The 19,501-nt window shown below is 71.3% G+C and carries 20 protein-coding genes and 3 pseudogenes; 18 read left to right on the top strand and 5 right to left on the bottom strand.

The window, feature by feature from the left end; genetic code table 11:
• Positions 1 to 163: 163 nt before the first annotated feature.
• The 4 genes and pseudogenes from NON19_RS10465 to NON19_RS10450 all read left to right on the top strand — a co-directional run bounded on the left by NON19_RS10465 (position 164) and on the right by NON19_RS10450 (position 3,657).
• A complete protein-coding gene (locus NON19_RS10465; protein ID WP_255926612.1) occupies positions 164 to 1,477 on the top strand; it encodes a hypothetical protein in 1,314 nt (437 codons plus the stop codon).
• Positions 1,478 to 1,863: 386 nt separating this feature from the next.
• A pseudogene (locus NON19_RS10460) lies at positions 1,864 to 2,075 on the top strand (helix-turn-helix domain-containing protein); the annotation flags it as partial.
• A 361-nt stretch (positions 2,076 to 2,436) separates the two neighbouring features.
• Positions 2,437 to 2,688: pseudogene (locus NON19_RS10455) on the top strand (ABC-2 family transporter protein); the annotation flags it as partial.
• Positions 2,689 to 2,691: 3 nt separating this feature from the next.
• Positions 2,692 to 3,657 carry an ABC transporter ATP-binding protein gene (locus NON19_RS10450; RefSeq protein WP_255926611.1) on the top strand — a complete coding sequence of 322 codons (966 nt, stop codon included), beginning with the start codon at positions 2,692 to 2,694 and terminating at the stop codon, positions 3,655 to 3,657.
• Between the two features lie 105 nt (positions 3,658 to 3,762).
• Here NON19_RS10450 and NON19_RS10445 read toward each other — a convergent pair whose 3' ends face one another.
• On the bottom strand, positions 3,763 to 5,076 hold the full coding sequence (locus tag NON19_RS10445; protein ID WP_255926803.1) for an SGNH/GDSL hydrolase family protein: 1,314 nt from the start codon (positions 5,074 to 5,076) through the stop codon (positions 3,763 to 3,765).
• Positions 5,077 to 5,248: 172 nt separating this feature from the next.
• Here NON19_RS10445 and NON19_RS10440 point away from each other — a divergent pair, with 172 nt between their 5' ends.
• The 4 genes from NON19_RS10440 (at position 5,249) to NON19_RS10425 (ending at position 8,972) form a co-directional block, all read left to right on the top strand.
• Positions 5,249 to 6,553 (top strand): DUF445 domain-containing protein, encoded by a 1,305-nt coding sequence (locus NON19_RS10440; protein WP_255926801.1) that lies wholly within the window; start codon positions 5,249 to 5,251, stop codon positions 6,551 to 6,553.
• A 189-nt stretch (positions 6,554 to 6,742) separates the two neighbouring features.
• Complete coding sequence (locus tag NON19_RS10435; protein WP_255926609.1) at positions 6,743 to 7,048, top strand: DUF6412 domain-containing protein; 306 nt, start codon at positions 6,743 to 6,745, stop codon at positions 7,046 to 7,048.
• Positions 7,049 to 7,231: 183 nt separating this feature from the next.
• On the top strand, positions 7,232 to 7,978 hold the full coding sequence (locus tag NON19_RS10430) for a YidC/Oxa1 family membrane protein insertase (protein WP_255926607.1): 747 nt from the start codon (positions 7,232 to 7,234) through the stop codon (positions 7,976 to 7,978).
• Between the two features lie 136 nt (positions 7,979 to 8,114).
• Positions 8,115 to 8,972, top strand: a complete 858-nt coding sequence (locus NON19_RS10425; RefSeq protein ID WP_255926605.1) for a fumarylacetoacetate hydrolase family protein — start codon at positions 8,115 to 8,117, stop codon at positions 8,970 to 8,972.
• Positions 8,973 to 9,254: 282 nt separating this feature from the next.
• Here NON19_RS10425 and NON19_RS10420 read toward each other — a convergent pair whose 3' ends face one another.
• Positions 9,255 to 9,728 carry a heme-degrading domain-containing protein gene (locus tag NON19_RS10420; RefSeq protein ID WP_255926603.1) on the bottom strand — a complete coding sequence of 158 codons (474 nt, stop codon included), beginning with the start codon at positions 9,726 to 9,728 and terminating at the stop codon, positions 9,255 to 9,257.
• Positions 9,728 to 10,810, bottom strand: a complete 1,083-nt coding sequence (locus NON19_RS10415) for a Gfo/Idh/MocA family oxidoreductase (RefSeq protein ID WP_255926601.1) — start codon at positions 10,808 to 10,810, stop codon at positions 9,728 to 9,730. The genes NON19_RS10420 and NON19_RS10415 overlap by 1 nt, the downstream gene beginning before the upstream one ends.
• 55 nt (positions 10,811 to 10,865) lie before the next feature.
• Between NON19_RS10415 and NON19_RS10410 the strand changes: the two genes are divergently transcribed.
• The 10 genes and pseudogenes from NON19_RS10410 to NON19_RS10365 all read left to right on the top strand — a co-directional run bounded on the left by NON19_RS10410 (position 10,866) and on the right by NON19_RS10365 (position 17,819).
• The gene (locus NON19_RS10410; protein WP_255926599.1) at positions 10,866 to 12,305 is read left to right on the top strand and encodes an ROK family transcriptional regulator; all 1,440 of its coding nucleotides are present in this window, start codon (positions 10,866 to 10,868) and stop codon (positions 12,303 to 12,305) included.
• Between the two features lie 284 nt (positions 12,306 to 12,589).
• The gene (locus NON19_RS10405) at positions 12,590 to 12,892 is read left to right on the top strand and encodes a hypothetical protein (protein ID WP_255926597.1); all 303 of its coding nucleotides are present in this window, start codon (positions 12,590 to 12,592) and stop codon (positions 12,890 to 12,892) included.
• Positions 12,893 to 12,915: 23 nt separating this feature from the next.
• Positions 12,916 to 13,692: a GntR family transcriptional regulator gene (locus tag NON19_RS10400; protein ID WP_255926595.1), complete on the top strand. Its 777-nt coding sequence runs from the start codon at positions 12,916 to 12,918 to the stop codon at positions 13,690 to 13,692.
• A 138-nt stretch (positions 13,693 to 13,830) separates the two neighbouring features.
• Positions 13,831 to 14,949 carry a TIGR03364 family FAD-dependent oxidoreductase gene (locus NON19_RS10395; protein ID WP_255926593.1) on the top strand — a complete coding sequence of 373 codons (1,119 nt, stop codon included), beginning with the start codon at positions 13,831 to 13,833 and terminating at the stop codon, positions 14,947 to 14,949.
• Between the two features lie 17 nt (positions 14,950 to 14,966).
• A complete protein-coding gene (locus tag NON19_RS10390; RefSeq protein WP_255926591.1) occupies positions 14,967 to 15,638 on the top strand; it encodes a phosphonatase-like hydrolase in 672 nt (223 codons plus the stop codon).
• A gap of 1 nt (position 15,639) precedes the next feature.
• A pseudogene (locus tag NON19_RS10385) lies at positions 15,640 to 15,882 on the top strand (ATP-binding cassette domain-containing protein); the annotation flags it as partial.
• Positions 15,883 to 16,049: 167 nt separating this feature from the next.
• A complete protein-coding gene (locus NON19_RS10380; protein WP_255926589.1) occupies positions 16,050 to 16,829 on the top strand; it encodes an HAD-IIA family hydrolase in 780 nt (259 codons plus the stop codon).
• A 112-nt stretch (positions 16,830 to 16,941) separates the two neighbouring features.
• Positions 16,942 to 17,244 (top strand): hypothetical protein, encoded by a 303-nt coding sequence (locus NON19_RS10375; RefSeq protein WP_372514069.1) that lies wholly within the window; start codon positions 16,942 to 16,944, stop codon positions 17,242 to 17,244.
• A 34-nt stretch (positions 17,245 to 17,278) separates the two neighbouring features.
• Positions 17,279 to 17,488 (top strand): hypothetical protein, encoded by a 210-nt coding sequence (locus tag NON19_RS10370; protein WP_255926587.1) that lies wholly within the window; start codon positions 17,279 to 17,281, stop codon positions 17,486 to 17,488.
• A 4-nt stretch (positions 17,489 to 17,492) separates the two neighbouring features.
• Entirely contained in the window at positions 17,493 to 17,819 is a 327-nt protein-coding gene (locus NON19_RS10365) for a hypothetical protein (RefSeq protein ID WP_255926585.1), read from the top strand.
• 84 nt (positions 17,820 to 17,903) lie between these two features.
• Here NON19_RS10365 and NON19_RS10360 read toward each other — a convergent pair whose 3' ends face one another.
• Entirely contained in the window at positions 17,904 to 18,437 is a 534-nt protein-coding gene (locus NON19_RS10360; protein WP_255926583.1) for a hypothetical protein, read from the bottom strand.
• 275 nt (positions 18,438 to 18,712) lie between these two features.
• Positions 18,713 to 19,390, bottom strand: coding sequence for a GAF and ANTAR domain-containing protein (locus NON19_RS10355; RefSeq protein ID WP_255926581.1), 678 nt, complete (start codon positions 19,388 to 19,390; stop codon positions 18,713 to 18,715).
• Positions 19,391 to 19,501: the final 111 nt, after the last annotated feature.

Below are 19,501 nucleotides of genomic sequence, written 5' to 3'. Positions count from 1 at the left end.
GGACGGAGCCAGGCTGTCTCACGGCTCGGGACTTGGCACGTATCGGTGGTTCAGCGAGCGTGCCATTAGTCCGAAAGGGTGGAAGTTCGTCGACCGCCTGCCTAACGAGAAGCGGTAGTGGCCTACTTGTGGTGTACGCAGGAATGGGGCGCCCATCCCCTTCATGGATTCACCGACTGGTTCAGCCACTCAATCCGATCCCGGGCGGCCCCTACACCGACCACGCGTACTTGGTGGTCACCGGCCCGCCCTAAGCCCCTCGGGAGCCCTCGTGCGCCATCTCCGCATCCGTGCGTCACGCCGCGCCCTAGCGACCCGCACAGTCCTCAGCATCGCCATCACCGTCGGGGTCACCACGGTGGTCGCAACACCAGCACACGCCCAGACATTCGTGGGCTGCAGCACAGCCGAGCTCAACACGGCCATCACCAACGCCAACGCCAACGGCGGCGACACTCTCTTCCTGTCCCCCGGCTGCGACTACGACTACACCGCGGCCTTCAGCGGTGAGGACGCCACGCCGACCGTCACCTCACCCATCACCATCATCGGCAACGGGGCGACCATCCAGCGCGACCCCGCCGCCACGAATGCCTTCAGGCTGTTCGACATCGGCAATGGTGGCAAGCTCGCGGCGGGGGGCCTCACCATCAAAGGCGGCAACCCCACCGGCGACGGCGGAGGAATCCTCGTCGAGAGCGGCGGAACCCTCAACGCCAACGGCCTCAGCATCAGCGGCAACACCGCCAACCGCGGTGGAGGTGTGGAGCTCAACTCCGGCAGCACCGCCACCATCCGGGCCACCTCCATCGACGGCAACACCGCCGGGCTCGCCGGTGGAGGCATCGACAACCCGGGAGGAAGCCTCACCCTGAACCTGTCCAAGCTCACCAACAACACCGCAGGCACTCCAGCGGTTGGCGGAGGAGGCGGCGGTTACGACCAAGACGACGGTACCGGCGTCATCACAGCCACCATCATCAGCGGAAATACCTCCGCTTTCGCCGGTGGAGGAATCGACCACGATGGCGGTCCGCTCACTGTCTCAGCCAGCACGATCGCGAACAACCGCGCCCTCGGTGTGCCCACGGGATCCAACCACCCTGGAGGTGGGGGAATCTGGACTGGCGCCTTCAACGCCAGCGAAACGACAACCATCAACGGCACCCTCATCACTGGCAACTCCGCGACAAGCGGCGACGGAGGAGGCATCCGGAACGAGTTCAGTGGGGGCCTTTCCCTGAACGCCAGCACCTTGATCAACAACACGGCCGGAGACCAGGCCGGTGGCCTCTATAACGGCGTCAGCAGCACCGCCCACCTGAACATGAGCACCATCACGAAGAACTCCTCCGGAACCGCACCGGGCGGGGTGTACAACGCGGGGACCGTCACGAACACCCTCTCCGCCATCATCGCCAACCCCCCAACGAACTGCACTCCAAGCCCCAACCCAGTTCCCGGCTGCATCAACTAAAGCCGACGGACGCGTTGGCCATCCGGCAGCCCGCGCTGGGATGCGGCCACAGCCTCACCCGGGCCTCGGTGCCGTAGGCTCGGGTGAGGCCTCCATGTGCCCGCACTCATTCCTGGAGCATGCTCGGACGTGAGGATGTCGGCGGCGGAGCGAGCAGGTCATTCGACCAGCTAGTGCCGCATCAGGCTGCGGATGATCCGCAGCAGCCGGTTCCCCTCGTCATCATCGAGCTCCCACACGCGTACTCGCTCTGCCACCCGATCCCAATGGCGGTTACGTCCCGCTCGACACGGCACCGCGGATGGCACGTCACATCACAACAGGCCAAAGGTTGCTTGATGCGGCACTAGCTCATGAGCGAGTGTCAAATAGCTTGCGAAGGAGGCTTGACCTGCGCCTGGCTGTGGGACGGCAGCCGAGGCAAGGCCCTGTCCGAGCTATCCGAGGCTGAACGCTTGGCCCCCAGCTCGTACGTAACCATCCCCTCGCACGGGCGACGCTCCGTCAGGTCGTTTACGCCGAACGGGCGTCCACGCGGGAACGCCTACGGGCGATGTCCAACCGTTTTCACTTGGATGACCAGGAGCTATTCCCCTGATTCATATTCAGGTGTAGTCGCGTCCTTACCGTCCGTTGCACGACACGACGACGCACCCCTCAGGACGCCGAGCGGCGGCGTGATCTCGCCGACGCCAGGCCCTAAGCGCACGCCTATAGTGCGCTACTCCGGTCCCATGTCGCGTCCGTGCGCCCGCGAGGGTGCGCGGACGCGGCGGGTCTTGTCGGGCGGCAACGGTGAGTAGCTTACGTGGCCCCCGCCGTACCGATGCCGCCCCACCTGGCGCCACGTAACAGCGGATGACTACATGACTTGGCCAGGTGCACCGCCGTTGACCAGCAGCGTTCGGCAGTCCGCCGTCTGTCGATCATGAAAACCGTAGAACCTACATCCACGGATGTATTGCGGCAACGCGCTCACCCAGTACCCGCCGACGGTGTTCGCCAAGGACCTGGTGCGCGGCGCCACCTTCGTCGTGCCGCTGGCCTTCGTCAACTGGATGCCCGCGCTGCACATCCTGGGCCGGGACAACCCGCTGGGGCTGCCGGGCTGGGTGGACTTCTGCTCGCCGCTGGTGGCGCTGGCGGCGTGCGCGCTGGCCGGGTGGGCCTGGCGCAACGGGCTGCGGTCGTACCGATCCACGGGGAGCTGAACGATGGACGCGCTGATCCAACTCGACGGGGTGCGCAAGGAGTTCGAGGTGCGCCGCAGGGCCGGGCTGCTGCGCCGCGAACGCCATACCGTGCGCGCTGTGGACGGGCTGAGCTTTCAGGTGGCGCGCGGCGAGATGGTCGGCTACATCGGGCCGAACGGCGCGGGCAAGTCCACCACGATCAAGATGCTCACCGGCATCCTGGTGCCCAGCGGCGGCCGGCTGCGGGTCGCGGGCGTCGACCCGTCCCGTGAACGCACCCGGCTGGCCCGCCGCATCGGCGTGGTCTTCGGCCAGCGCACCACGCTGTGGTGGGACCTGCCGCTGCGCGACTCCTATGAACTCGTCCGGCGCATCTACCGGATCGCGCGGTCCCGTTACACCGCGAACCTGGCGACCTGCGTCGAACTGCTGGACCTCGGCGAGCTGTTGGACGTCCCCGTGCGCCAGCTCTCGCTCGGCCAGCGGATGCGCGCCGACATCGCGGCGGCCCTGCTGCACGACCCCGAGGTGCTCTACCTGGACGAGCCCACCATCGGCCTCGACGTGGTCAGCAAGGCCAAGGTCCGCGACTTCCTGCGCCGGGTCAACACCGAACGCGCCACCACCGTGCTGCTGACCACTCATGACCTCACCGACATCGAGCAGTTGTGCCGCCGGGTCATGGTCATCGACCACGGACGGCTGGTCTACGACGGCGGGCTCGACGGCCTGCACGCGGCGGGGGAGAGCGAACGCACCCTGGTGGTGGACTTCGAGCGCGAACTGCCGCCGCTGAGCATCGACGGCGCCCGCACCGTCCGCACCGAGGGCCCCCGCCAGTGGCTGGCCTTCCCGGCCGCCGCCAGCGCGGCCCCCCTGGTGGCCGAACTGGCCGCCCGCTACCCGCTGGTGGACCTCTCGGTGCGCGAGCCCGCCATCGAGGACGTCATCGCGAGGATGTACGGGGAACGCGGCGGGGCGCCCTGAAGGGGCGCGGGGCTGTGTTCATGTGCGGCTCCGCCGCGTGGGCGCGACCAGCCACGATGCCGCCGCGGACGATCGACGGCACACCGCCGCACTCCCAGCGCATCGTCAGACGCTTGCCGGTGCGTCGCCCAGCAGCGTGGCCGGGTCGACCGCGTCGGCCATCGCCAGGTAGCCCGCGTCGTTGGGGTGCAGGTGGTCGCCGGAGTCGTACGCCGGGAACAGCCGGGTCGGACGCACCGGGTCGCGCAGCGCGCGGTCGAAGTCGACCACCGCGTCGAAGACCCGGCCGCTGCGGATGGCCGAGTTGACCTGTTGCCGGACGATCTCGAACTGCGGCTGGTAGCCGCGTTCGCCCTCGAACGGGGTCAGCGTGCCGCCGACCACCCGGATGCCGTGCGCGTGTGCCTCCCGGGTGATCTCCTGCAGGCCCGCGACGATGGCGTCCGCGTCCGTCTGATGCGGAGACATGATGATGTCGTTGATGCCCAGTTCGACGATGAGCGTCCTGGCCCCGGGCCTGGACAGCGCGTCCCGGTTGGCCCGGTGCAGCGCGCTGGGACCGTCGCCCGCCAGGCTCGGCGTGGGGTCCAGCAGCACCCGGTTGCCGCTGATCCCCTCGTTCAGCACGCCCATGTGCGGCCCCTGCGGGCTGCCGTCGAGCCGCTGGGCGAGGTAGTCGGGCCAGCGGTGGTTGGCACCGACGGTGGAGGTGAAGCCGTCCGTGATGGAGTCACCGAGCGCGACCACCGCGCCCTTGGCCTGGTCGGTCCACACGTCGACCGCGGTCACATAGCGCCAGTACGGGCTCTGCTCGGTGAAGGCGGCCCCGTCGGGATCCGCCGTGTGGTCGCCCTGCGCCAGGTAGGAGGTCTGCCGGGCGTGCGGGTGGTACGTGACCGCGCCGGAGGCGTACGGGCTGAACGTGGTGATCAGCAGGTCGGCGGCGGCCGGTACGCGCAGCCGCACCGGATCGCTGAGCACGCTCTCGCCCACCGGCACGGTCACCGTGGTGCGCCCGCCGAAGGACAGCGCGGCCAGCGTGCCGGGCAGCGCGTCCGGCCCGCCGGTGGCGTCCGCGACCGCCAGCGTGGTGTGCGTCAGGACCAGCGGCGCGGTGCCGAACAGGTTGGACAACTGCACCCGGGCGGCGGTACCGCCCACGCTGGTGTGCACCACGTTGCGGATCGACACGTCGGGGTAGCCGTGCGGGGTGTTCGGCTCGGCGGCGGCGGGCGCGGTGGCCCAGGTGCCCACCCAGGCTCCGGCGTCGGCCTGGGCGGCCGCCGTCGACCGGGGCTGGGGTGCCGTCGAGGCGTCATCGATGTGTGTACCGCCGACACTTACGAGTATCGCGGCGCACACCACGGCCACCACCGACGCCAACGCGGCCAGCAGGGCATAACCGGACTTCCTGGTCACGCGGTGCTTCTCCTCGGTCCTTTGGGCGGCGGTACCGCGCGCCACGCCCCATGATCATATGGGGCGCTCCGGAACTCCCCGCCGAACCGCGGGTGCCGCCGGTAGAGACGACGGGAACTCGCCGATCGTTCCTCAGAAAGCTGTGACAACCGACAATCACGGGGTGGAACGGATGGATGTGGCGGCTAAGACCACCGCCGGGCGCGCCGGTGGCGGGTTCTCGTACGGTCCCGCGGACGAGGAGCGGCGGCGCGGCGTCCGCAAGATGAAGCTGGTCGCCACCGGCTTCCTGGCGGTCGCGACGCTGGTGTACGGATTGGCCAAATGGGCGCAGGCCGCCGGGGCCGGGGCCTGGGCGGGGTATGTGGCGGCGGCCGCCGAGGCCGGGATGGTCGGCGCGCTGGCCGACTGGTTCGCGGTGACGGCGCTGTTCAAACGGCCGCTGGGGCTGCCCGTGCCGCACACCGCGATCATCCCGACGAAGAAGGATGTGCTCGGCCGCTCACTGGGCGACTTCGTCGGCGAGAACTTCCTGTCCGAGCAAGTGGTGCGCACCCGGCTGCGGGCGGTCGGCATCGGCTCCCGGCTCGGCGGCTGGCTGGCCGACCCGGAGCACGCCGACCGGGTCACCGAGCAGGCGGCGGCCGCGCTGCGCGGCGCCCTGCGGGTGCTGCGGGACTCCGATGTCCAGGTGGTGGTCGGTGAGGCGATCACCCGCAGGGCGGACACCATGGACGTGGCGCCGGGCCTGGGCCGGATGCTGGAGCGGGTGGTCGGCGAGGGGGGCCACCGGCGGGCGGTGGACCTGGTGTGCGTACGGGCCCACGACTGGCTGGTGCTGCACGGCGATTCGGTGATGGACGCGGTGCAGAACGGGGCGCCCGGTTGGACGCCGCGCTTCGTGGACCGGCGGATCGGCGAGCGGGTCTACAAAGAACTGCTGCGCTTCGTCGGCGAGATGCGGGACATGCCGGACCATCCGGCGCGCGGCGCGCTGGACCGCTTCCTGGCGGACTTCGCACTCGAGTTGCAGACCGACCCGGACACCCGGGAGCGGGTGGAGCGACTCAAGCGCGACCTGTTGGCGCGCGGCGAGGTACAGGACCTGATCAAGTCGACGTGGAACGCGGTGCGGTCGATGGTGGTCGCGGCCGCCGCCGACGAGCGCAGCGAACTGCGGCTGCGCACCAGGGCGTCACTGCTGTCGCTGGGCGTCCGGATGGCGTCCGACCGGCGCGTGCAGCAGAAGGTCGACGGCTGGCTGGAGGACGCGGCGACGTATGTGGTGACCACCTACCGGGACGAGATCACCGCGCTGATCAGCGAGACCGTCGCCGGTTGGGACGCGGAGCAGACCTCCCGCAAGATCGAGGCGCACGTCGGCCGCGACCTGCAGTTCATCCGCATCAACGGCACGGTGGTGGGCGCCTTGGCGGGCGTGCTGATCTACACGGTGTCGAGGGCGGTGGGCGGTTGAGCCCGAGGGGGTGGGGGGCTAAGCCAGCGACCTGAAGGGGCGCGGGGCTGTGTTCATGTGCGGCTCCGCCGCGTGGGCGCGACCAGCCACGACGGTGCAGCAGCCGATCGACGGCACATCGCGGCACTACCAGCGAAGCGATAGGTAAACGAAGCGATTAGTATCTGAAGCCAGGGAGGGGGTGCCGAGATGTTCCGTGGTCTTGACGCGCTGCGTGTGTGTCTTGGCACGCTGATCCTCCTGCTGGCCGGACTGCCGCTGATCCACGCCCAGTTGACGACCGTGGTCGCGGCGGCCGCCGCCACGGCTGCCGCGGTGCTGGTGTGCCGCGCGTTCGTCAGCGCGGTGGCGGCGCGGCCGGTGCCGCCGGGCCGGATCCGTACCGCGATCCGCGATCGCGAACGCCGCACTGCGTTCCTCCCCCAGCGCGACCCCGACGCCTCGGGCCGCCCCCGCCCCCGAGCCCCAGGCCGTCCCTGCGGGACGGCCGCGTAACGCCTTTCCGGCGGATCTCGCCTAAGGCGAATGCCGCGCGACGGCGCGCAGCCATGACGGCGGAGACCCGCGGTGTTGGAAACCCACCGCTACCCACCGCCCAAGGATCCGCGCGGTAAGCGCACGCGGACCGTCCCTACCGGATCGCAGATCCCGCAAGGACGACTCCGTGGAGGCTCAACCATGTCCGTTTTCACGCCACTTGCCGCACTCCTCGCCCAACTGGCCAACGCCCTGCAGCCGCTGTTCGGCGGCGCGGCGATGGCCGCCGCCGTCATCGCGTTCACCCTGAGCGTGCGCCTCGCACTCCACCCGCTGGCCCGGGCCGCCGCACGCGGTGAGCGGATCCGCGCCCGACTGGCCCCGCGCATCGCGGAGTTGAACACCAGGTACAAGGGCGACCCCCAGCGCATGCAGCGGGCGACGACCGAGCTGTACGCGAAGGAGGGCGTCTCGCCCATCGCCGGTTGTCTGCCGACGCTGCTCCAACTCCCGGTCTTCGCCGTGATGTACCACCTGTTCTCCGGCAGTGGTGGAGCGCTCCGCCAGCACGCCCTGGCGGGCGCGCCGCTCGGCGGCCACTGGCTGGGCGCGGTCCGCGCGGGCGGAGTGTTCGGGCCGCAGGCGGTGGTCTACCTCGCGGTGTTCGCGGTGATCGCCACGGTCGCGTCCTGGACGTACGTGCGGGCCCGCAAGGCCGCCGCGCAGGCCGCACCGCTCCCGGCCGCCGCACCGGGCGCGGTGGCCGGGCTGGCGAAGTTCCTGCCGCTGCTGTCCTTCGGAACGCTCATCACCGCGGCTCTCGTCCCGCTCGCCACCGGTCTGTACCTGGCGACCACCACGGCCTGGACCGCCGTGGAGCGGGCGGTGCTGCACCGGACGCCGAGCGAACCCGTCCCCGCACCTGGCGGAGTGCCGTCCACGAAGTGAGCCGGTCTTGCGGAGCGGCCGGTTGTGCTTGGAGGATCAGACAAGTCATCCGATGACCGTCCTCGTCGGTTGCGTGGTGCCGCAGGGCAGCCAGCCCTGCGGCACGGCGTGTCCACCCTCGACCCGGGAGTCTGGAATGAAGTTGCTGCGTGTCGGACCGGCGGGAGCGGAGCGTCCGGCGTTGCTGGACCACGACGGGACCCTGCGCGATCTGTCGGGACTGGTGCCCGACATCGACGGTGCGCTGCTCGCCGACGAGACCGCGCTGGCGGGGGTACGCCGTGCCGCGCGGGGCGGTGCGCTGCCCGTGCTCGACCGGTCGCGGCTGCGGATCGGTCCGCCGGTCGGCCGGATCGGCAAGATCGTCTGCATCGGCCTCAACTACCACGACCACGTTGCCGAGACGGGAGCGCGGATCCCGGACGAGCCGGTGGTGTTCATGAAGGCACCGGACACGGTGGTGGGCCCGGAGGACCCCGTGCTCATCCCCAGGGGCAGTGTGAAGACCGACTGGGAGGTCGAGTTGGCGGTCGTCGTCGGCCGCACCGCGCGCAGTCTGGAGACCGACGCGGAGGCGCTGGCGGCCGTCGCGGGATACACGATCGCGCACGACGTGTCCGAGCGCGAGTTCCAGATCGAGCGCGGCGGCCAGTGGGACAAGGGCAAGAACTGCGAGACGTTCAATCCCCTCGGCCCCTGGCTGGTCACCGCCGACGAGATCACGGACCCGCAGGCGCTGACGCTGCGGCTGTGGGTCAACGGCGAGCTGAAGCAGGACGGTTCGACGGCGAACCAGATCTTCCCGGTCGCCCACATCGTGCGGTACCTCAGCCGCTTCATGACGCTGTACCCCGGCGACGTCATCAACACCGGCACCCCCGCCGGGGTGGCCTTGGGCCACCCGGATCCCAAGCCGTACCTGCGCGCGGGCGACGTGGTGGAACTGGAGATCACCGGCCTGGGCCGCCAGCGCCAGTTCCTTAAGAACGCGTAGTGCCCTTCCGGCGGATCCGTCGGTGTCGGGGGTTGCGGCCGGTTCGGTGCCGCCGGTCTCCGCCGCCGTGGTCGCTCGCCGTCGCGGCGGTTCGTTCCTGGGGGCAAGCCCCCAGACCCCCGGATGACGTGGGCTGGTCGCCGACTCCTCGGATGACGTGGCCGGGGTGTCGGGGGCTTGCCCCCCGACGCATTGGACCGCCGCGACGGTGAGCAACCACGGCGGCGGAGACCGGCGGTGCCGAACGAACCGCACCCCCAGAGCGCGTCCCAGAACCCGCCGTCACCCAGCGAAGCGCTCCAGCGCGGCCACCACCAGCGCGTGGTCGTCGGCCTGCCGCAGGCCGGAGGCCGCTACCGCGCCGATCACGCCGACGCCCCGTACGCGCAGCGGAAACGCGCCACCGTGGGCCGCGTAGCGTGCGGGGTCCAGGCGCGCGGACTCCTCGAACGTGGTGCCCTTGGCCCGGAACCGCGTCCCGACGAGGTAGGAGCTTTCCGCGTACCGCTCCACCACCCGGCACTTGCGCGCCAGCCACTCGTCGTTGTCCGCGGACGAGCCGGGCAGCGCGCAGTGGAAGAGCCGCTGCGGTCCGCGCAGCACGGTGACGGCCACCGGCGCCCGGCGCCGCACCGCCAGTTCCCGCAGCAGCCCGCCCAGCCGCCACGCGTCATCGTGCGTGAACTGCCCGAGCGTGAGCCGCAGTTCCTGCTCCTCCAGCACCGGAACCAGCGCCGACGCCTCCTGACGCTCCATCACTCCCGCCCCGCCAGCTCGACGGTGCGCCGCTCCGCCGCCGACACCCGCGCCGCCTCCAGCACCTCCAGCGCGGCCACCGCCTCCCGTGCGGTCACCGGAGGCGCGGTGCCCTCGCGCAACGCCGCCGCGATCCCCGCGTAGTACGCGGGGTAGTCCCCGGGCAGCGTCGGCACCGTGGTGCCGCCACCCGTCAGCGGCGACTCACCCGCACCGAGCCGACCCCACGCCTCCTGCGCCTCCGTACCCCAGCCCGAGCCCGGCCGCAGGCCCTCGCGCAACGCCGCCTCCTGCGGGTCGAGCCCGTACTTCACGTACCCCGCCGCCGACCCCAACACCCTGAAGCGCGGACCGAGTTGCGGGCAGACCGCGCTCATCCACAGATGGGATCGCACGCCGCTCGTGTGCTCAACGGCGATGAACGTGTCGTCGTCCGCCTCGGCGTCCGGGCGCCGTGCGTCGGACTCGGCGAACACGGTGCGCACCGGCCCGAAAAGGGTGAGCGCCTGGTCCACCAGATGGCTGCCCAGGTCGTACAGCAACCCGCCGAACTCCGCCGGATCGCCGGACTCGCGCCAGCCGCCCTTGGGGTGCGGGCGCCACCGCTCGAAGCGCGACTCGAACCGTCGCACCTCGCCGAGCGCGCCGGTGTCCAGGAGGTGGCGCAGGGTGAGGAAGTCGCCGTCCCAGCGGCGGTTCTGGAACACCGAGAGCAGCAGGCCGCGTTCGTCGGCGAGGTCGGCGAGCGCGGCGGCCTCTGCGGCGGTACCGGCCAGCGGCTTGTCCACCACGACCGGCAGTCCGGCCCGCAGGGCGGTGGTTGCCAGCGGGACGTGGGTGCGGTTCGGCGAGGCGATGACGATCAGGTCGAGCCGGTCCGCGCGGTCCCACAACTCGTCCGCCGAGGCCAGGGTGGCGACCTGTGGATGTTCGGCCCTCGCCTGTGCCTGTCGCTCGGGGTTCGAGGTGACGACGGCGTCCAGCCGCAGGCCCTCGGTGGCGGCGATCAACGGTGCGTGGAAGACGGAACCGGCCAGGCCATAGCCGATGAGGCCGACACGGAGCGGAGAGTTCACAGGCATGCGGCCACTAAAGCAACGCTGTTGCGAAAGTGCAAGCGTCGGTGACAATGGGGGCGTGAACAGGGGTAACTCCGGAGCCAACCTGCCCGTACTGCGTGGCCACAACGCCGCACTCGTGCTGGACCTGCTGCGTTCCGCCACCGTGGGCGGCGGCGCGGGCATCAGCCGCCTGGAGCTGGCCGAGCGCACCGGCCTCACCCCGCAGGCGGTCAGCAAGATCGTGGCGCGGCTGCGCGCCGAGGGCATGGCGACGGAGGCGGGCCGCCGCGCCTCCACCGGCGGCAAGCCGCGCACGCTGCTACGGCTGGTGCCGGGCGCGCGGTACGCGGTCGGGCTGCACCTGGACCGAGACGAGATGACGGCGGTGCTCGCCGACCTCACCGGCGAGCGGGTCGCGGTACGCACCGCGCCGTTCGACCTCGGCGCGGATCCGGCGTCGGTGCTGGACGCCGTCGCCGCACGGGTGCGGCGGCTGCTCGCCGGTGTCGGCGGCCGGGCGGTGCTGGGCGCGGGGGTCGCGGTGCCCGGTCCGCTCGACCACCGGTCCGGGGTGCTGCACCGGGTCACCGGCTTCCCGCAGTGGGACGGCTTCCCGCTACGGGCCGCGCTCGCCGACCGGCTCGGTGTGCCGGTCACCCTGGACAAGGACACCAACGCGGCGGCACTTGCCGTGCTGGAGCTTCCCGACGCCCCGCCGACGGGCACGCCGCCCCGCGCCCAGGCACAAACCCCGCCGCGGCCGACACGCACGCCAACCGCTTCCGCGTCCCCACCGCGACCGCCCACCCCCACGGCCCCGGCACGAGCGGGAGACGCGGCAACCCCGTGCCAGCCGCCCGGCCCTGCGGACACCCCACCCCCCGACACCACGGCCACCGCCCCACCACCCGGCACGGTGGGCACCGAACCCCCCGGCACCACGGCCACCGCCCCACCACCCGGCACCGCGAACAGCGCCCCGCCCAACGCCACGGCCCCACCGCGACCAGCAGGGCACCCGACCGGTACACACCCGCCAGCGGCCGGAGGCGGATGCCAACTCGCCGCGCCCGTAGCCTCGTTCGCGTACCTGCACCTGGGCACCGGCCTCGGTGCCGGACTCGTGCTCGACGGTGCCGTCTACCGTGGTCCCCGTACCGGGGCCGGGGAGTTCGGGCACCAGGTGGTGCAGTTGGACGGGCCGCCGTGTGGCTGTGGCAAGCGCGGCTGCCTGGAGGCGCTCTGCCTGGCGGCGCTGGCCCGCGCCGACATCGCGCGGGCGGCCCGCCTGCTGGGCGTGGGCGCCGCCAACCTCGTCGCGCTGCTCGACATCGACCGGGTCGTACTGGGCGGTCGCGCCGTGCTCGCCGCCCGGGAGAGCTTCGCCGAGGGCGTCGCCGCCGTGCTGGCCGAGCAGTCCGTCCACCCGGTCCCGGTCACCGTCGCCCCCGCCGACCGGTCGACCGTCGCGGACGGCGCCGCCTGGATGGTGCTGGCACCGGTCTTCGGCCGCTAGGCGGATCGGGTCAAGTCCGCCGCGGTTCGGCAGCGACCCGAAGGGGCACGGGGCTGTGTTCATGTGCGGCTCCGCCGCGTGGGCACGACCGTCCACGACGGTGCCGCAGCCGATCGACGGCACCTCGCGGCACATCCAGCGAAGCGCTTGGGCACTCGGCTGACCCGCTGCGCCGTCCGGGCGCATACCGGGCCGTGCCCCGGCGGGCCGCCGCGGCACGGCAGGGCGGCGCCGGGTCTGATGGGAAGCACCCCCCCGAAGCGATACCGCGAAGGTCCGACCCCATGCACCTGCGCAGTGCGCCCCTCCGCGGCGCCCTTGTCATCGGCGCCGTCACGATCGTTCCGCTGCTGGGACCCACCCCCGCGGCCGCGGACACCGAACCAGCGCCACCCGCCTGCGACAGTCCCGGCTGCCACAGAACCCGCCCAATGGTCCAACTGGCGCACCGGCAACGGAGGTTGACCGAACTGCACCGCGCCTCCCGGATCCACGACAGCGGTTCCTCGGTCTTCCCGATGCTGCTGGTCGGCGCCGCCCTGATGGCCGGAGCCCGCCGTACCGTCCCCTGGCGCGGCAGGTTCTGAGCCCGCTCTGCGAGGATCGCGGCGTGAAGGACCCGCGCGACACCCACAAAGCCCAGGGCACCCCCGGCGCCCCCGTACGCTCCGGGATCCCCGAGCACGGCCGCGTCCCCAAGTACTACGCCGTCAAGACCCAGTTGGAGGCGTTGCTGGACGAACTCGGCGAGGGCGGCGGCCTGCCCACCGAGCGCGATCTGGCCGCCCGCTTCGGGGTGGCCAGGGAAACGGTCCGGCAGGCCGTACGGGAGCTGCTGATTCAGGGGCGGGTGCGGCGCAAGGGGCGCGGCACGGTGGTCGCGGGACCCAAGCTGGAGCAGCCGCTGTCCCTGGTCTCCTACACCGAGGGGGTGCGCCGCCAGGGCAAGGTACCGGGACGCAGCCTGATCGGCCTGGACCGGATGCCCGCCGGTCCGGAACTGGCCGCGCAGCTCGGGATCGGCGAAGCCGATCCGGTATGGCATCTGGAGCGGGTGCTGCTCGCCGACGACGAGCGGGTGGGGCTGGAGAGCACCTATGTCTCGGTGGAGCGCTTCCCGCATCTGGAACGGGACTTCGACCCCGACTCGTCGTTCTACGCGTTCCTGCGCGACCGGCTCGGGGTGCGGTTCGCCACCGCGGAGGAGCGGATCGAGACGGTGCTGGCCACCCCGCGCGAGGCGCTGCTGATCGGCACCCCTCCGGCGTTGCCGATGCTGCTGCTCAACCGGGTCTCCCGGGATGCCGACGGCCGCCCGGTGGAACGCGTGCGGTCGCTCTACCGCGGTGACCGTTTCAGTTTCACTACACATCTGACCGGGGTCTGACGTCCGCCGCCGTGCGCTTGGTACCGTACGGCCATGTCACGAATAGATAACGGGTCTAGCCCAAACATGGTGGGCTGTTCCTCGTCGCTTCACCACTCGGACGCGACCGCTCAAGCCCCGGCGCACAGGCTCCGGGGCATGAGAGTCGTCATCGTCGGCGCCGGGGTACTCGGCACCATGCACGCCTGGCACGCGGTCGCCCGCGGGCACGAGGTCGTCCACATCGAGCGGGAGCGCGACGCGCGCGGTGCCTCGGTGCGCAACTTCGGGCTCGTCTGGGTCGGCGGCCGGGCGTCCGGCGCGGAACTGGACACCGCGCTGCGGGCGCGCGAGCTGTGGCAGGAGATCGGCGCCCGGGTACCCGGCGTCGGCTTCCGGTCCAACGGTTCGCTGACCGCCGTGCGCACCGAGGCCGAACGCGCCGTCGCCGACGAGGTGTTGAGCCGCCCGGACGCCGATGCCCGCGGCCTGAAGTGGCTGGACACCGACGAGGTCGGCACCGTCAATCCGGCGCTGCGCGGCGAGCTGCTCGGCGCCCTGTGGTGCGAGCGGGACGCCGCGGTGGAGCCCCGGGTCGCCCAGCGCGCGCTGCGCGAATACCTCACCGCCTCCGGCCGTTACACCTTCCTCGGCGGCCGGGAGGTCCGCCAGGCCGGCCCGCGCAGGGTCGTGGACGACCACGGTCAGACCCACCACGCCGACGCCGTCGTGCTGTGCACCGGAGCCTGGCTGTCCGGTCTGGTGCGGGAGCTGGCCCCGCAACTGCCGGTCCGCAGGGTGCGGTTGCAGATGATGCAGACCGACCCGCTGGGCGAACGGCTCACCACCTCGGTCGCCGACGCGGACAGCTTCCGCTACTACCCGGCGTACGCGGGCGGCGCGCTGGACGCGCTGAATGACGGACAGCCGCAAGCCGCCACCGCCGCCGACCACCGGATGCAACTGCTGATGGTGCAGCGCCTGGACGGCTCACTGACCATCGGGGACACCCATGAGTACGCCGAGCCCTTCGCCTTCGACGTGGTCGAGGAGCCGTACGAGCACCTGCGGGAGGTCGCCGAGACGCTGCTCGGCCGCCCACTGCCGCGCATCCGGCACCGGTGGGCCGGGGTGTACGCGCAGTGCGTGGACACCGCGCGGGTGGTGCACCGCGAGCAGGTGGCCGACGGGGTCTGGCTGGTCACCGGACCCGGCGGGCGCGGCATGACCTGCTCGCCCGCCATCGCCGAGACGACCGCTGACGAGCTGGGCTGGTAAGGAAGTTGGTAACGAAAATGACGCAGCTGCCAGAACGCGCCATCAATCTGATCGTCCTCGACATGGCGGGCACCACCGTCGCCGACGGCGGCCTGGTCGAGCAGGCCTTCACCCGGGCCGCGGAACGACTGGGTGTCGAGCCGGACCTGGAGTACGTCCGGGCCACCATGGGCGAGTCGAAGATCTCGGTCTTCCGCGCCCTGTTCGGCGACGAGGACTTCGCCCAACGCGCCAACACCGAGTTCGAGCGGGCCTACGCGGAACTGGTGGACGGCGGGCGGATCACCGCGCTGCCCGGCGCCGCCGAGGCCATCGCCGAACTGCGCGCCGAGGGCCGCAAGGTCGTGCTCACCACCGGCTTCGCCCGGGTCACCCAGGACGCCATCCTGGACGCCCTCGGCTGGCGGGACATCGCCGACCTCACCCTCTGCCCGGCCGACGCGGGCCGCGGCCGACCGTACCCGGACCTGGTGCTCACCGCTCTGCTGCGCACCGGCACCGACGACGTACGGCGGATCGCGGTCGCCGGGGACACCTCGTACGACATGCTCACCGGCGCCCGCTCCGGCGCCGGGATCGTGGCGGGCGTGCTCACCGGTGCGCACGACGAGCCGCGGCTGACCGCCGCCGGTGCCACGCACGTCCTGGGATCGGTCGCCGAACTGCCCGCGCTGGTACGGGGGTTCTGAGATGGGCATCCGGTTCGACTCGGTCACCGTCCGGTACGGGGACAACACCGTCCTTGACCGCCTCGACCTGACCGTGGAACCCGGCGAAGCCATGGCACTGCTCGGCCCCTCGGGGTCGGGCAAGACCACCGCGCTGCGGGCCGTCGCCGGGTTCGTCACCCCGGCGTCCGGACGGGTGCTGATCGGCGGCCGCGATGTCACCGCGCTGCCCCCGTACCGGCGCGGCATCGGCATGGTGGTCCGGGCGTGCAGGTCTACCAGCCGGACTGGAACCAGGTCAACGGCCAGCTGAACAGATACGTGAGTGCCTGGCAGGCTGCCACCGGCAGCTAGGCTCGGAGGGGACCGGGGCAATAGTGTTCGAGCCACCGCCCCGGTCCTGGCTGTTCCATCCGTGAAGGAGTCGTCCCTGTGGCAGAGCGAAAGCCGATCGAATCCTGGCTCACCGACATGGACGGCGTGCTGATCCACGAGGGCATCCCGATCCCCGGGGCGGACGAGTTCGTCAAGCGGCTACGGGAGTCCGGCAAGCCGTTCCTGGTGCTGACCAACAACTCCATCTACACCCCGCGCGACCTGCACGCCCGGCTGTCCCGGATGGGCCTGCACGTGCCGGTGGAGAACATCTGGACCTCCGCGCTGGCCACCGCCAAGTTCCTCGACGACCAACGGCCCGGCGGCACCGCCTACGTGATCGGCGAGGCCGGGCTGACCACGGCGCTGCACGACATCGGCTACATCCTGTCCGACGCCGAGCCGGACTACGTGGTGCTGGGGGAGACCCGCACCTACAGCTTCGAGGCGCTCACCAAGGCCATCCGGCTGATCGACGCGGGCGCCCGCTTCATCGCCACCAACCCCGACGAGGTCGGCCCCTCCGCCGAGGGCTCGCTGCCCGCCACCGGCTCGGTCGCCGCGTTGATCACCAAGGCCACCGGCAAGGAACCGTACTTCGTCGGCAAGCCCAACCCGTTGATGATGCGCGCCGGTCTGAACGCCATCGGCGCCCACTCCGAGACCTCCGCGATGATCGGCGACCGCATGGACACGGATGTCCTGGCGGGCCTCGAAGCAGGCATGGAGACCTTCCTGGTCCTCACCGGCCTCACCCAGCCCGCCGACGTGGAACGCTATCCTTTCCGCCCGTCCCGGGTGGTGGACTCGATCGCGGACGTGGTGGATCTGATCTGACCCGCACAAGGGCGGCGGCCCCGTAGGCTGGGGCCGATCACTTCGGGAGGACCCCATCAGCGCGACTGTGCGACACGGCACGCCTGACGGGCCGATCATTCCTATGCCTCCATTGACCAGAGAGGCGCTGCGCGAAGCCGTCGCGACGCTGGTTCCCTCACGGTTGCCGGAGATGTTCAAGGAGATGCAGCAGGCCTTCGACTGGGCTGCCGATCAAGGCAGTACGGAACCCATCCGGCGGTTCCTGATCCACTGGGGTTCGATCGTGGCGATCGAGCGCGACCCCGCCAAGGCTCGCAGGCTCCACGACGCCGAGCGGCGCATCAACGACCCGGACCCGGCCGTCAGGCAGGCGGCCGTCAGGGAAGCCGGAGAGATCGTCCGCGACGCACGCCAAGAGGTTGCAGGTGGCTGACTGGCGGTGGGACTGGGACCCCAGCAGGGAATAGGTGACGAAGGGCATCTCGGCTGAGGTGATCGCTGAGGTCGAAAAGGTCGCTGCTGAACTGGCCGTGGTCAACTCCATGATCTACCTCAACGGCGTTGACTACACCGGCCCCTCCCCGGGCGTGCGCATCGAGTGGCGGCCGAACTTCGCGGTCCGCTATCTGACCGTCGTACGCGACGAATGCATCTATGCGCTCGACATCCTCGCGTGACCGCATGCCGCCCCAGACCGAAGCCGCCCTCAGAGCAGCGGTAACCCGGCTCAGCTCCGCCAATGCCGCCCAGTTCGAGACCGAACTCCGCCAGGCAGTGGAGGCAGCGACTCGGGCGGGCAACAACGCCTCTGTGCGCACCTTCCCGCACCGCTGGTCCGTCTTCGTCGCGATCAAGCAACATCCTGAGCGCGCCGCGCGATTGCGGGAGTTCGAGCGGATCGTGGGGGAGTCAGAGGACCGAGCGGAACGACGGGCCGCAGCCGCTGGGATCGGGGCCTTGCTGGCTGAGGCCGAAGAAGACCTCAGCCAGGCTGACGGTCCCGCCTAATTCCACCGCCCATCCAGCGCGGACCGCATGGCGCGGCGCGCGGTCGGCGGCCCGCTCCCCGTCAGGGCCGCCGACCGGCGGCCCTCACCCTTGGGCGCTTGGACTGCGGGAGGTGTCCGGTGCGGCCGGGTGAGGTTCAGGGGAGTCCGCCGACCTGGGCAGCGGAGTCCGGAAGCGGACCAGCACCGCACCGTCCAGTGCGTGGTGCACCTGCACGCCGTCCAGCCCCGCGTGCCCGGACAACTCGTGGCACAGCTCCGCCGTGACATGCGAGGGAGGCGCGTGCAACGCGGCGCTGGCGGACGCGTCGGGCGGCTGGTCGTAGCCGTAGTCGGTGACCGAGACGGTGCAGCGGGCGCCGTCCAAGCCGAGCGTGACGCGATACCGCCGGGCGTACCCGTAGTCCAGGACGTAGCGGCAGGCCAGGGCGGTCGCCTCGGCGATCTGCGCGCACGGCGCGTCGTGCGTGCCGATGGTGGTGAGCGCGGCGTGCGTCATGCGCTCGGCGAGCGCGTCGCTGCCGCTGGCCCGTGCCAGCGAGAAGGTGCAGCAGACGTCCAGCGTCGAGCGTCTGGGGTCGGACAGCGGAAGGCGTGCGGAAGCAGTGCCCTTCACCATGGCTGGACCACGTCCTGCGTCGTCGGGGGTATGCGACTGTGCTCGGGTGCGGTGGCGACACGGTGGCCGGGGTCCTGGGCCACACACATACCCTAGAACAGGCCAACGCCCAGCGGGTAGGGCGAGTTGACGCCAAGTCAAAGGATGGGCACGTACCGCGACGGATGCCTGGTGCGGACGCGCGGCACCGAACCCCGCCCGCCCGTACCGGTCGAACGACCGGTTTTCCGAGTCGTCGCAAATCGTACTGTGGTGGGGGCGTCGCGCGGTCTGCCTCAGTTGTCCCGCAGAGCGTCAGAATCAAGGGAGTTGTCCACTATCTGGCGAGCCAGTTCGGACAACCGCAGCCGATGGGTGCGCGCATACCGGCGCAGCGCGCCGAACGCGGTGTCCATGCCCACCCCCCACCGTTCCGCGAGCACTCCCTTGGCCTGCTCCACCACCACCCTGCTGTCCAGCGCCGACTGCAACTGGCTGGCGAGCAACCCGCTTCGGGCGATGGCGCGTTGCCGCAGTATCCCGATCGTCGCGGCGTCCGCGAGCGCCTGCGCCAGCGCCACATCACCACTTCGCGGAGCGCCCGGCTCGGTACGGAACAACTGCAGCGCGCCGAGCGCCGTCTCCCGCCGCCGCAGCGGCACCGCATAGGTGGCCAGCACCCCGTTGCCGACCGCCCGTTCGGCGAACCGCGGCCACCGTGCCCCGTCCGCGGTCAGGTCCACCGGACCGACCACCCGCGCCGCGCGGAAGCACTCCAGCGCGGGGCCGCCGTCCCGCTGCACGTCGAGCAGCGCGCCCTGGGTGCGCACGGACACGGTGCGCAACTTGCCGTAGGCGTCGGCCAGCAGCAGCCCGGCGCCCGACGCGTCGAGGAACTCCAGGCACCGGCTGGCCAGCAGGCGCAGGAACTCGGTCTCCTGGAAGTCGTCCACCAGGGTGTCGGCCAGCTCCACAAACGTTTCCGCTAACCGCTGTTCCCTCGGGCATTCCGCTGGGTCCCTGGGGATCGCGCTCATGGCACCACTCACATCCGCTTCCCGCGCGGCCCTGGAGGGCGCCGGATT

Origin of the sequence: Streptantibioticus rubrisoli (assembly GCF_024436055.1) — a bacterium.
GTDB classification, from domain to species: Bacteria; Actinomycetota; Actinomycetes; order Streptomycetales; family Streptomycetaceae; genus Streptantibioticus_A; species Streptantibioticus_A rubrisoli.
Note: the sequence above shows the minus strand (reverse complement) of the source record. Positions and strands in the feature narration are given on the sequence as shown.